The organism is Silicimonas algicola (assembly GCF_003970735.1).
Classification (GTDB): domain Bacteria; phylum Pseudomonadota; class Alphaproteobacteria; order Rhodobacterales; family Rhodobacteraceae; genus Silicimonas; species Silicimonas algicola.
In genome coordinates, this window is sequence record NZ_CP034588.1 from 1,688,359 (window position 1) to 1,701,385 (window position 13,027).

Annotated in this window: 12 protein-coding genes; 6 read left to right on the forward strand and 6 right to left on the reverse strand. The window is 66.8% G+C overall.

Features of this window, described 5'->3' with window-relative positions; all coding sequences use genetic code 11:
* Positions 1–26: 26 nt before the first annotated feature.
* Entirely contained in the window at positions 27–818 is a 792-nt protein-coding gene (locus tag EF888_RS08405; RefSeq protein ID WP_109758575.1) for a DUF2189 domain-containing protein, read from the forward strand.
* Between the two features lie 57 nt (positions 819–875).
* On the opposite strand, the gene EF888_RS08410 is transcribed toward EF888_RS08405, so the two are convergent.
* The 4 genes from EF888_RS08410 to EF888_RS08425 form a co-directional block, all read right to left on the reverse strand.
* Entirely contained in the window at positions 876–1,409 is a 534-nt protein-coding gene (locus EF888_RS08410; RefSeq protein WP_109758576.1) for a bactofilin family protein, read from the reverse strand.
* Entirely contained in the window at positions 1,399–2,709 is a 1,311-nt protein-coding gene (locus EF888_RS08415; RefSeq protein WP_109758577.1) for a M23 family metallopeptidase, read from the reverse strand. The genes EF888_RS08410 and EF888_RS08415 overlap by 11 nt, the downstream gene beginning before the upstream one ends.
* Before the next feature lie 161 nt (positions 2,710–2,870).
* Complete coding sequence (locus EF888_RS08420) at positions 2,871–3,683, reverse strand: ferritin-like domain-containing protein (RefSeq protein ID WP_109758578.1); 813 nt, start codon at positions 3,681–3,683, stop codon at positions 2,871–2,873.
* 25 nt (positions 3,684–3,708) lie between these two features.
* Complete coding sequence (locus EF888_RS08425; RefSeq protein ID WP_109758579.1) at positions 3,709–4,170, reverse strand: peroxiredoxin; 462 nt, start codon at positions 4,168–4,170, stop codon at positions 3,709–3,711.
* Between the two features lie 82 nt (positions 4,171–4,252).
* Between EF888_RS08425 and EF888_RS08430 the strand changes: the two genes are divergently transcribed.
* From EF888_RS08430 to lpdA, 5 genes are all read left to right on the forward strand, one after another.
* Complete coding sequence (locus EF888_RS08430; RefSeq protein ID WP_164721621.1) at positions 4,253–7,552, forward strand: YhdP family protein; 3,300 nt, start codon at positions 4,253–4,255, stop codon at positions 7,550–7,552.
* Positions 7,553–7,555: 3 nt separating this feature from the next.
* The gene (gene queA, locus EF888_RS08435; protein WP_109758581.1) at positions 7,556–8,611 is read left to right on the forward strand and encodes a tRNA preQ1(34) S-adenosylmethionine ribosyltransferase-isomerase QueA; all 1,056 of its coding nucleotides are present in this window, start codon (positions 7,556–7,558) and stop codon (positions 8,609–8,611) included.
* An 83-nt stretch (positions 8,612–8,694) separates the two neighbouring features.
* Complete coding sequence (locus EF888_RS08440) at positions 8,695–9,993, forward strand: MFS transporter (RefSeq protein ID WP_109758582.1); 1,299 nt, start codon at positions 8,695–8,697, stop codon at positions 9,991–9,993.
* Between the two features lie 54 nt (positions 9,994–10,047).
* Positions 10,048–10,629 (forward strand): DUF924 family protein, encoded by a 582-nt coding sequence (locus EF888_RS08445; RefSeq protein WP_109758583.1) that lies wholly within the window; start codon positions 10,048–10,050, stop codon positions 10,627–10,629.
* A 112-nt stretch (positions 10,630–10,741) separates the two neighbouring features.
* A complete protein-coding gene (lpdA, locus tag EF888_RS08450; RefSeq protein ID WP_109758584.1) occupies positions 10,742–12,139 on the forward strand; it encodes a dihydrolipoyl dehydrogenase in 1,398 nt (465 codons plus the stop codon).
* Here the strand turns inward: lpdA and EF888_RS08455 are convergent.
* Positions 12,136–12,561: a hypothetical protein gene (locus tag EF888_RS08455; protein ID WP_109758585.1), complete on the reverse strand. Its 426-nt coding sequence runs from the start codon at positions 12,559–12,561 to the stop codon at positions 12,136–12,138. The genes lpdA and EF888_RS08455 overlap by 4 nt on opposite strands.
* Entirely contained in the window at positions 12,558–12,920 is a 363-nt protein-coding gene (locus EF888_RS08460; protein ID WP_109758586.1) for a DUF6152 family protein, read from the reverse strand. The genes EF888_RS08455 and EF888_RS08460 overlap by 4 nt, the downstream gene beginning before the upstream one ends.
* Positions 12,921–13,027 lie beyond the last annotated feature (107 nt).

The window sequence follows — 13,027 nt, forward strand, 5'->3', positions numbered from 1 at the left end:
GCTCCGCGCCGGACAGGACTGAGCGCATGGAGGATACATCGCATCCGTTGGCGCTTCCGGCTTCGCCGATCCCCCAGATCGCGCGGGTGACCGTGCCGGAACTGGTTTCGGCACTGAAGGCCGGGATCTGGGACTTTCGCACCGCACCCCTTTTCGGGATTGCTTTCAGCACCTTCTATGTGGCCGCGGGACTGGCGCTCTGGTGGCTCGGGGCGGGGACCTTTCTCTGGACGCTCGCCTTCGCACTCGGTTTCCCGCTGGTCGCGCCCTTCGCCGCGGTCGGGCTCTACGAGGTCAGCCGCCGGATCGAGGCCGGAGAGCCGCTCGTCTGGGGCCCCGTGCTGTCGGTCGTCTGGCACGAAAGGACGCGGCAGCTTCCATGGGTCGGTGCGATCCTCGCCTTCACCTTCCTGTTCTGGAGCTTCTTCGCCCACATGACCTTCGCGCTCTTCATGGGCCTCGGCGCCATGCATCACGGCCCCCTGACGTTGGAGGCGTTCATGACGCCCGAGGGCCTGACCATGCTGGCGGTGCAGGGCCTCGTGGGCGCAGGCGTGGCCTTCCTGACCTTCGGCATGACCGCGGTGTCGCTGCCGCTTCTGGTCGACCGCGAGATCGACTTCGTGACGGCCATGATCGTCAGCCTGAACACCGTTCGGCACAACCGCGTTGTCATGGGGCTTTGGGCGCTGACGATCGCGGCAGGGCTGCTCGTGGCGATGCTGCCGGCGTTCCTCGGGCTCTTCGTGGCGCTACCCGTCTTCGGTCATGCGACGTGGCATCTCTATCGTCGCGCGCTTTACACGCCCGCGCCCTGAGACACGAAAAAGGCGCCGCGGGTGGCGGCGCCTTCGAACATCCCCAGGGGACGAAGCTTACTTCACGCCGCCTGCCGGGGCGCTCGTGCCCACGCCCATGCCGGGCTTCGGCGCGATGCCGCCCTTCGAGTTCAGCGGGTCTTCCTGTCGCTGGACCGAACCCTCGAAATGGGCGCCGGATTCGATGGCGATGGTCTTGTGGATGATGTCACCCTCGACGCGGGCGGTCGAGGTGAGGCGAACCTTGAGGCCGCGCACCTTGCCGACCACGCGGCCGTTCACGACGACGTCGTCGGCGATGCACTCGCCCTTCACCGTGGCGCCTTCGCCGACGGTCAGAAGATGCGCGCGGATGTCACCCTCGACGTTGCCCTCGATCTGGATGTCGCCGGTCGTCTTGATGTTGCCGGTGATCTGAAGGTCGGCCGAGAGGACCGATGCCGGCGGCTTGGCCTTCGGCGCGGAAGAGGACGAGGAGGGGCTGAAGTCCGAGCTGCTGTTCGACTGGTTCATGACGGGCGCCTTTTCTTCCTTTGCTGCCTCAGTTCCCTGCTTGGGGCCGGGTTCGTTGATTTTGCTCTTAGAAAACATCTCTAGCTGCCTTGATGAATTTCATCGGGTTGAGGGCGTCACCGCCGATCCGGATCTCGTAGTGGAGATGGGTTCCGGTCGACCGTCCGGTGTTCCCCATATCACCGATCAGGTCCCCGCGCGAGACTCTTTGCCCAACCTCGACCCGGATTTTGGAGAGGTGTCCATATCGTGTCTCGTATCCGAAATCATGCCGTATCTTGATGAGGTGGCCATATCCTGACGCCGTTCCGGCGTGCGTCACCACCCCATCGGCGGTGGCAAGGATCGGCGTCCCGGTGCCGCCGGCGAAATCATGCCCCTCGTGCATCCGGCCCCATCGCTTGCCGAAGCCGGATGTCGAGCGGTAGCTGCCCTTGATCGGGAACGAGAACGGCAGCTTCTCGGCGGCGATGCGATAGAGGTTCGCCTCGTCGAGACGTCCCAGCACCTCGTTGGCGCGGTCGGTCAGGGGGTCGGGCTCGGCGTCGCCGCTGGTCGAGAAGACGATCGGGGTCAGAGGGCCGCCCTGGCCCGAATAGCTGCGGCGGACCTGCTCTAGGATCGAATCGGTCGGAAGTCCCACGGCCGAGAACATCTCCTCGATCGGCGACAGCGACGTCGTCACCGCCTCCTCGATCTGGCTGAAGATGCGCTCGTTGCGCTCGGCCTCGAGTTTCTGGTCGAAGGCGACTTCCTGGAGCATCGTCTCGGCCTCGACGACCTTGTCGTTCATCTGGTCGCGCTCTCCCGCCAGATCGCCCAGGGCCGCCGTCATCACGTCCAGCGTCGTCTCGAGATCGCTCATCCGGGTGATGTCGGGTCTCTCGGCCGCGCTCTCGGCGATCTCGGCCAGAAGAAGTTCGGACTGTTTGCGGGCCTCGTCGCGTTCCTTCATCGTCTCGCGCAGCGTGCCGGCGATGACGTCGACGCCGGTTTCCAGTTCACGCCGGCGGTCTTCGGAGGCGAGGAGACGGGACTGCATCGCCGAGACCTCGGCCAGCGCCACCGCGAAGCGCCCCTGCGCGTCGGAAGCCTCGCGCGCTCTCGCGTCGCGTTCGTGGGAAAGCTCGTTCAGGCGCGCCTCGTACACGGCCTGGTCCCGCAGCGCCTGTTCGCGCAGGTCGCCCGCGCCGAGGCTGTGCATGATGAGGATGGCGGACGAGACGATCGTCCAGCCAAGGAGCAGGGCGCTTCCGGCGATGCCGACGAACTGCGTCGCGGGCGAGAGGCGGACGAACCGGGTTTCGGTGTCCGACCTCAGGAAAAGCCTCTGCTCAGGAAATGTGCGCTCCAGCGCACCGCTCAGTCTGGATATCATTGGCAGCGTCACAAGGTCCTGTCCCGTAACCTCGAATGAGGAGCCGGGCCCTGTCCGGCCCTTCACCCCGCGAAAGTCTTAAAGGCTGGGGGGGAGTCAGGCAACCGTGCCTTGCTCCCGCCGCGGAAATGCCGCGATTCAAGCGGAAAGCCGCCGAAAGATCAGTTATTTCCGGCAAGTGGCCAGTAGAAGTCAGGCGGTATTCCGGCCTCGGCGCGCTTTTCCTCGTTGAAGGGCGGCTTCAGCGCTCCGTGGAAATAACGGCGGACAAGATCGTGGAACACGGGCTTCGGATCGAGGTCGCCGCGCCCGCAGAGAAAGTTGAACCACTTCGAGCCGTAGGCGACGTGGCCGACCTCTTCGGCATAGATCGTCTCGAGCGCGGCCACTGCACCGGCATCGCCGGACTTGCGGAAGATGCCGATCATCTGGGGCGTCACGTCCAGACCGCGCGCCTCCAGCACCATCGGGACGACAGCGAGGCGTCCGATCAGATCGTCCGCCGTATCCTCGGCCGCCCGCCACATGCCGGCGTGGGCGGGCAGGGCGCCGTAGTGGCTGCCCTGCGCTTCGAGGCAATCGGCGACGAGTCCGAAGTGCTTTGATTCCTCGTCGGCCGCTCGGACCCAGTCGTCGTGAAAGCCGGCCGGCATGGGAACATGCCCGAACCGCGCGACGAGGTCCCAGTGCAGATCGACAGCGTTCAACTCGATGTGGGCGACCGCGTGCAAGAGCGCCGCGCGGCCCTCGGGGCTGCCCGGCTTGCGCTTCGGCACGTCGCGCGGGTCGAGAAGCTCGGGCCTGTCAGGTCTCGCGGGGCGGTCGGGCGGCGAGGCGGTGCCGACGGGGAGGGTCTCGCCTGCCTCACGCGCCGCGAACCAGCGGGCGGCCTGCGCCCGCGACAGGCGGCACTTCTCGCGCGCGTCCGCCGTCGTCAGGACCTCGACCGCCATCTCCGTCAGCGTCTGTGTCATGGCCGTCCTGTCCGGACCGAGCGGCTCACAGCGCCTTCACGGCGTTCAGAACCTCGTCCGCGTGGCCGTCCACTTTCACCTTGCGCCATTCGCGCGCGACCGTTCCGTCGCCCGTGACGAGAAACGTGGCGCGCTCGATACCCATGTAGCTCTTGCCGTACATCTGCTTCTCGCCCCAGACGCCGTACCGCTCGCAGACGTCGCTCTCGGCATCCGACGCCAGGATCACGCCCAGATCGTACTTGTCGCGGAACTTGTCGTGCTTCTGCACCGTGTCCTTGGAAATGCCGACGACAACGGCGCCGGCGGCCTCGAAATCCGCCGCGCGGGCGGTGAAGGCCTGCGCTTCCAAGGTGCAGCCGCGCGTGTCGTCCTTGGGGTAGAAATACAGCACGACCGCCTTCGGGCGCAGGTCGGAAAGGGTGATCTCGCCGCCTCCGTCGCGGGGGAGCGTGAAGTCGGGCGCGGTCTGTCCGTCGAGGCTCATGGGATGTCCCTGTGTCTTCTGCGATTACAGTTTGGTGTTTTAGTCCGCTTCGGCCCAGAATACACCCCGGACGCAAATGCCGATGGCAGAGAACGACGAGCAGACAGAAGGGACGCAAGACGTCCCGCCGCCGGTCCGCCGGCCGCGCCGCCCGCGTCACGGGCGCGTTGGCCTTGGCATGGTCCTGACCCTGTCTCTGGCCGGGGTCATCTTCACCATCCTCGTCCTGTCCCTGTCAGGCCGGACGATCGCCGTTCCCGACACGATCCGTGCGGGCGTCGAGCGCCGGATCAACGCCCGGCTCGAGGGCACGCCGATTTCGCTGGGCGGGATCGAGGTGGGGGTGGGCCGGGACGGTATCCCGCACCTCTTGATGAACGACATCCGTTTCGTCGACCTTCAGGGCGGGGCCGTGGCGCAGTTGAACCGCATCGGAGCGGAACTGTCGCCCGGCCGTCTTCTGCGCGGAGAAGTCGCGGCATCGAGCCTGTTTCTTTCGGGCGCGCAGATCACCATCCGCCGGACCGCCGACGGCAGCTTCGCCTTTCGGTCCGACCAGGTGGCGGCGGACGAGGCCGAGACGCTTCCCGAACTTCTCGAACGCATCGACCGCATCATGGCCTCCGGCGCGCTGGCCTCGCTTCAGGAGGTGCAGGCGGGCGGTATCGTGCTGACGCTCGAGGATGCGCGATCGGGGCGCATCTGGCAGGCCACGAACGCCACGGCCATCGTGCGGAAAGGCGGTGAGGGGCTGAACCTCTCGGTGGCTTCGGACGTCTTCAACGGCACCGACGACCTCGCCGGAATACAGTTCTCGGTCTCGCGCAACCGGGGCACGGGCCGGGTGTCGCTCGGCTTCACCGTGACGGGCATGCCCGCAGGCGACATCGCGCTTCAGTCGCCCGTGCTGTCGTGGCTCTCGGTTCTCGATGCGCCCATCTCGGGCTCGGTTCGGACCGAGATCGACGAAACCGGGCAACTTCTGTCCTTCGCCGGAACGCTCGACATTGCCTCGGGTGCGCTTCAGCCGACCGAGGAGGTGACGCCCGTCGCCTTCGAAGCGGCGAGGGCCTATTTCACCTTCAACCCCTCGCGGCAGAGGATCGACTTCTCGGAGATCAGCATCGTGGGACCCGAGGGCCGTCTCCTCGCCTCGGGTCACACCTATCTCGACGAGCTTGACGGGCCTTGGCCGCGTGCGTTTCTCGGCCAGTTCCGCGTCGAGGCGCTGGACTACGAGGGCGGCGGCATCTTCGAAGCGCCGGTGACATTGACGGACGTCCGCGCCGACCTGCGCCTGCGGCTCGATCCGTTCACCGCCGACCTCGCGCAGGTTGTCATCGACAACGAGGGCACACCGATCCGTGCGACGGGTCGCGTCGAGGCCCGCGAGGACGGCTGGCACGCGTCGGTCGACGCGACGACCGAGCGCATCGGGTCCGACCGCGTTCTGGCGTTCTGGCCCGTCGAGGTCTCGCCCATCACCCGGAAGTGGCTGTCGCGGAACCTCGAACACGGAACGATGGTCGAGCCTTCGGTGGCGCTGCGCGCCCATACGGCACGGAAACCCGAGATCGAACTCAGTTTCCTGTTCGAAGATGGCAATGCCCGCTTCCTGCCCGCGATGCCGCACCTGACCGAAGCGACGGGGCGAGCCACCCTGCACGACCGCCGCTTCACGCTGGCGGTGGACGCGGGCGGCATGGAGGCCGAGACGGGCGATCGGATCGATCTCGGCGGCTCGGTCTTCCTCGTCCCCGACGTTCGGCCGAAGCCGGTGCAGGGCGAGATCACGGTGGTGGCGAAGGGGCCGATGCAGGGCATGCTGTCCATTCTCGACAACCCGCCGCTTCGGATCATGGAACGCGCCAAGCGCCCGGTCGATATCGCCGAGGCCGAGGCCGATGTGCTGGCCCGGATCACGCTGCCGCTCGTCGACGGCATCAAGGCCGAGGACGTGTCCTACGAGGTCGCGGCGACATTGAGCGACGTGCGGTCCGACAGCCTCGTGCCGGGCCGCGTGCTCGAGGCCGAGACGCTGGAGTTCTTCGCCGACCCCAGGCGTCTCGGTCTGGAAGGCGCGGCAACGCTCGACGGCGTGGCGCTGACCGCGCGCTGGCTTCAGCCGCTCGGCGAGGCGGCGGACGAGGGAGGGACCATCGCGGGCCGGCTCGCGCTCTCGCCCGACACCGTGGAGACCTTCGGCCTGCCGCTGCCCGACGGGTTCCTGCGCGGCGAAAGCGAGGGCGACTATCGCCTGACGCTGGCGCCGGGCGCGCCGCCCGACTTGCTTTTGACCTCGCAGATGTCGGGTCTGACGCTGTCCTTGCCCGCTGTCGGCTGGACCAAGCCCGCGGGCGAAACGGGCACGCTGACCGTCGCCGCCACGCTCGGTGACGTGCCCCGGGTCGACCGGCTGGAACTGGACACCGCCGGGCTGTCGCTGCGGGGCGGTCTGGACTTTGGGACCGAGGGGTTCACGGGCGCGACCTTCACGCCGCTTCGGGTGGGCGACTGGCTGGACGCGACGGTGAGCCTGACGCCCCGAGGCGCAGGGCAATCGCCCGCGGTGGCGCTTCAGGGCGGGACGCTGGACCTGCGCCGCCTTGATCTCGGCGGCACGGGGGGCGGGCGCGGCGGCGGCCCCATCGACCTGGCGCTCGACCGGCTGGTGGTGTCCGACAGTATTTCCCTGACGGGCGTGCGAGGCCGGATCGACCAGACCGCCATCGGACTTTCGGGCGAATTTCGCGGGCAGATCAACGGCGGGGCACAGGTGAGAGGTACGCTGGCCCCCGCCAACGCAGGGACCGCCATCCGCATTCAGAGCGAGGACGCGGCGGGCGTGCTGGCCAGCATCGGACTGACGCCAAACGCGCGCGAGGGGACGCTCGACATCGTCCTGACGCCGGTTGTGGGGGCGCCGTCGGGCACCTACTCAGGCCAGTTCCTGATCGAGCGCATCCGCATCCGCAAGGCGCCGGTGATGGCCGATCTCCTTGACGCGATCTCGATCGTGGGCCTCATCGACCAGCTCGACGGGCCCGGCATCCGGTTCGAGAGCATCGACGGCAGCTTCCGCCTCACACGCGACCGCCTGACGCTCCAGCAGGCGGCGGCGGTCGGGGGGTCCATCGGAATTTCGGCCGACGGGATCTATGACATGGCGTCGAAGCAGCTCGACATGCGCGGGGTGATCTCGCCGGTCTATTTCCTGAACGGGATCGGCTCGCTTTTCACGCGGCGGGGCGAGGGGTTGTTCGGCTTCAACTACCGCATGGCAGGCCCGACGTCGGACCCGTCGGTCAGCGTCAACCCGCTGTCGATCCTGACGCCAGGCGCCTTCCGCCAGATCTTCCGCCGCGCGCCGCCGGGGGGCTGAAGGGTGCGGCTGTCCGACTTCGATTTCGACCTTCCCGAGCGTCTGATCGCGACCCGTCCCGCGCGGCCCCGGTCGTCGTCGCGCCTGCTCGTGGCGACGCCGTCGACGATGACCGACGCGCACTCCATCGACCTTCCCGCGTTCCTGCGACCGGGCGACCGGCTGGTCCTGAACGACACGCGCGTGATCCCCGCCCGCCTGTCGGGAGTGCGGCGCCGGTCGGGCGAGGGTGGGGACACCTCCGCCCGCATCGAGGCGACGCTTCTCGAGCCGCGCGCGGACGGGACGTGGTCGGCGCTTCTGAAGCCCCTGAAGAAAGTCCGCGACGGCGAGGCGCTGGCGTTCTCGCCCGATCTGTCGGCCACGGTCGAGGGCCGCGACGAGGGCACCGCGCGCCTGCGCTTCAACCTGTCGGGCGACGACTTCGACGCGGCGCTGGCCGAGGCCGGCGCGATGCCCCTGCCGCCCTACATCGAAGGGCGCAGGCCGTCCGACGCTCAGGACCGCGAAGACTACCAGACGGTCTGGGCGCGAGAAACGGGAGCCGTCGCCGCGCCGACCGCGTCGCTTCACTTCGACGACGCTTTACTGGCCGCGCTCGCTGCGCGGGGGATCGACCGCAGCTTCGTGACGCTTCACGTCGGCGCGGGCACCTTCCTGCCGGTCAAGGTGGATGACGTGCGCGACCACAAGATGCATGCCGAGCGGGGAGAGATCACCCTGGAGGCCGCCCGAGAGATCAACGCTACGCGCAGCGCAGGAGGACGGATCGTTCCCGTCGGGACCACGGCGCTACGTCTGATCGAGACGGCGGCGGAGGACGACGGCACGCTCGCGGCGTGGCGAGGTGCGACCGACATCTTCATCACGCCCGGCTACCGCTTCAAGGCCGCCGACGCGCTTATGACGAACTTCCACCTGCCGAAGTCGACGCTGATGATGCTGGTTTCTGCCTTCATGGGGGTGGACCGCGTGCGCGAAATCTACGATCACGCCATGCGGAACGACTACCGCTTCTTCTCCTACGGAGATGCCTCGCTGCTCCTGCCGGCGGGCTGAAAACCGACAGAGGTCGTCGCATTCGGGCAAGTCGCGCCCAGTCAGCGCGCGTTAGGGCAGGCAAGACAGAGGGAGGCAGCACGATGCTGCAAGTGATCCGCAGCGCATGGCCGCTGCTCCTCGGCATTATCCTGCTGATGGTCGGCAACGGCCTTCAGGGCTCGCTCATGGGCATTCGCGGCGGGATCGAGCAGTTCTCGACCATCGAGCTGTCGGTCATCACCTCGGCTTATTTCGTGGGCTTCCTGTTCGGCTCGCGCACGGCGCCGGGCCTGATCCGGCGCGTCGGCCATGTCCGCGTCTTCGCCGCGCTCGGGTCTTTCATCTCGGCGGTGCTGATCCTCTATCCGACGATCACCGAGCCCTGGGCCTGGGTCCTGTTGCGCGTCCTTTTCGGCTTCTCCTTCTCGGGCGTCTACGTCACGGCCGAAAGCTGGCTGAACAACTCCTCGACGAACGAAAACCGCGGCAAGGCGCTTTCGCTCTACATGATCGTGCAGATGGTCGGGATCATGGTGTCTCAGGCGCTTCTGAACGTCGCCGATCCGGCGGGCTATGTTCTTTTCGTCATCCCGTCCGTACTCGTGTCGCTCTCCTTCGCGCCGATCCTCTTGTCGGTCACGCCGACGCCAGAGTTCGACACGACGAAGGCGATGAACCTTCGCGCGCTCTACAACACGTCGCCCACGGGCATCGTGGGGATGTTCCTGATGGGCTTCGCCTTCTCGGCGCTCTTCGGGATGGCCTCGGTCTATGGCACGGCGGCGGGCATGTCCGTGGCCGAGATCTCGATCTTCGTCACCGCGATCTTCTTCGGCGGCCTCGTGCTGCAGTTTCCCATCGGCTGGATGTCGGACCGGATGGACCGCCGCAAGCTGATCCTCTTCGCGGGGGTGGGCGGCGCGCTCGGCTCGCTTCTGGGCCTGGCGTTCGGAGGGAGCTTCGAAATGATCCTCGTCGCGGGTTTCATCCTCGGCGGCGTGTCGAACCCGCTCTATGCGCTCATTATCGCCTACACCAACGACTATCTTCCGAGAGACGACATGGCGGCGGCTTCGGGTGCGCTGATCTTCGTCAACGGTCTCGGCGCCATCGCAGGCCCCATCCTGACCGGATGGCTGATGGGCAACCTCGGACCCCCGGGGTTCTGGGTCTTCCTCGCCGCCAACTTCACGCTTTTCGTGGCATACGTCGCCTACCGGATGACGCAGCGCGTCTCGCTCTACGAGGGCGAGGGCGACTATGACGCTGTGACTTATGCGCCGCTGACCCCCTCGGCGACTCCGATCGCGGTCGAGGCCGCACAGGAATTCTATGCCGACAACGCCCCCCCCGAGCAGGACATTGCTGCCTCGCAGGAGGAAAGGGTTGATCGCCAGTGAGGACGTGGTAACGCTCGAAGGCGCCTGGGGAAGAGGCAAGGGTAGGTGACACGCATGGCGAGTCCTGAAGACATTCTGGCCTTCTGGCTGGACGAGACAGGCCCGGAAGGCTGGTACAAGGGCGGCGAGAAGCTCGACGAGACGATCCGCGAGAGGTTCGAGGCCGACTGGAACCAAGCAATGCAGGGCGCACTGTCGCTGTGGCTGACCTATGCTTCGGGAACGCTGGCCTACATCATCCTGACCGACCAGTTCTCGCGCAACATGTACCGGGGCACGGTCAAGGCCTTCTCGTCCGACCGGCTGGCGAAGTCCGCCAGCAAGGTGGCGATCTCGAAGGGCTGGGATCTCAAGATCGACGAACCCGCGCGTCAGTTTTTCTACCTGCCGCTCGAACACTCCGAGAACCAGGAAGACCAGGACCGCGCCGTCCGTCTGTTCTCGACGCGGATGCCCGAATCCGCCGAAAGCCTGCTTCACGCCAAGGCGCACCGCGAGATCATCCGCCAGTTCGGCCGCTTCCCGTTCCGCAACGAGGCGCTGGGCCGCGAGTCGACCGAGGCCGAGCGCGAGTTCCTCGAAAGCGGGGGCTACGGGCGCATGGTCGAGAAGCTGCGGGCGAAGAGCGCCGCCTGACGTCTTCGGTATGGCGGGTATTCCGACATGGCAATGTCGGACCGGGTGACTTCGCCTTTCGTCCGTGGCACATGGAGGACAGACTGTTGATCTCGCCTCGGGAGGAAAACCAATGGCAGCCAGGACCTTCGACGTCGTCGTGATCGGAGCGGGACCGGGCGGGTATGTCGCCGCCATTCGCGCCGCGCAGCTTGGCCTGAAGGCCTGCATCGTCGAGCGCGAGCACATGGGCGGCATCTGCCTCAACTGGGGCTGCATCCCGACGAAGGCGATGCTGCGGTCCTCCGAGGTCTTCCACCTGATGCACCGCGCCAAGGAATTCGGGCTGAAGGCCGAGGGCGTCGGCTATGACCTCGACGCGGTGGTGAAGCGGTCGCGCGGGGTGGCCAAGCAGCTTGCCTCGGGCGTGGGGCACCTGATGAAGAAGAACAAGGTCGAGGTCGTCATGGGCGAGGCGACCCTGACCGCGAAGGGCAAGGTCAGCGTCAAGACCGACAAGGGCACCGAGGAGCTTCAGGCGAAGAACATCATCGTCGCCACCGGCGCCCGGGCGCGCGAATTGCCGGGGCTCGAGGCTGACGGCAAGCGGGTCTGGACCTACAAGCACGCGCTTCAGCCGCCGCATATGCCGAAGAAGCTCCTGGTCATCGGCTCGGGCGCCATCGGCATCGAATTCGCAAGCTTCTACAACACGCTCGGCGCCGAGACGACGGTGGTCGAGGTGATGGACCGAATCCTTCCGATCGAGGACGCCGAGGTTTCTGCCTTCGCGAAGAAGGCCTTCGAGAAGCAGGGCATGAAGATCCTCCAGAAGGCGACGGTCAAGAAGCTCGACCGCTCCGACGACAAGGTGACGGCGCATATCGAGATGGACGGCAAGACCGAGACGATCGAGGTCGACACGGTGATTTCCGCCGTAGGCATCGTCGGCAACGTCGAGGGCCTGGGACTTGAGGAGTTAGGCGTGAAGGTCGAGAGAACCCACGTCGTGACGGACGCCTACTGCCGCACCGGGGTCGACGGTCTCTACGCCATCGGCGACATCGCAGGCGCGCCCTGGCTTGCGCACAAGGCGTCGCACGAGGGCGTCATGGTCGTGGAACTGATCGCGGGCAAGAACAAGGTCCACCCGGTCAAGCCGCAGGAAATCGCCGGCTGCACCTACTGCCAGCCGCAGGTGGCGAGCGTCGGCTACACCGAGGCCAAGGCCAAGGAACTGGGCTTCCAGGTGAAGGTCGGAAAATTCCCCTTCATCGGCAACGGCAAGGCCATCGCACTTGGGGAAGCCGAAGGTTTCATCAAGACCGTCTTCGACGAGAAGACCGGCGAGCTTCTGGGCGCACACATGGTCGGCGCGGAAGTGACCGAACTGATCCAGGGCTATATCGTCGCCCGCAAACTCGAGACGACCGAGGAGGACCTGATCGAGACGGTCTTCCCGCACCCGACGCTGTCCGAGATGATGCATGAAAGCGTTCTCGACGCCTATGGGCGCGCGGTCCACTTCTAGCCGCTGTAGCCGATCATCCGTCCCAGGACGAGGATCGCGGGCCAGAGGATCAGCGAGGGCAGGGCGGCGCGCTGCAGCGCCGAGCCTGTCGCGTTGAGGTGCCAGAGCGCGTTGGCGACGGCGAGCGCAAGAAGAGCCATTTTCGCCCGGAACCAGCCGTTCACGACGTAGTCGCCCGCCTGCGTGATGAACAGCAGCAGGCCGCAGGCCGCCGCCAGAAGAAGTCCGGCTATGGCCCAGGGATGCAGGCCGGCGGTCATGTCGCGGCCGCGAAGGGCGGCGACGTCCATCGGGATGACCGCTCCGACGAGGAGCGCTATGCCCAGGATGTGGCCCGCGTTGATGAGCGGATAGAGCCACCGAGACGCCTTGAGCGCCTGCGCCAGCGATGTCGCTTCCAGAAGGGCTGCAAGCTCGGTCAAACGCGGTCCGGGTAGAGGACGTACTCGGTGCCGCCGATGACCACGACCTCGGCCTTCATCAGAAGTTGCTCGGGATCGGCGTGGCGTTCGCCGAGAAGTGTGACTTCGGCCCCAGGCGCCAGCATCTCGTCAGTGAGACCGGCGTTCTGGTTGCGCCAGGGCTGGCCGACTTCGGCGGTCCATGACTCGCCGTCGGCGTCGACGGTCAGGACGCCGTGAGGGTTGCCGAGGTTCGCCTCGGTGACGATGCCGGTCAACTCGAACTGCCCGCCGTCGGTCCAGCGCCATCCGTGGTGCGCGGCGGCAGGCAGGGCGAGGGCAGCGGCTAGAGCGGTGATAATGAGGCGGCGGGTCAGCATGGCAGGGCTCCTTGGTGGCGTGGGGGCTTGTCGGAAAATCCTAGAGCCTCAGAGGCGTCCGTCGCCTGACAATCCCGTGTGCCCGCTCGCTACTGCGCGGGCCTCTG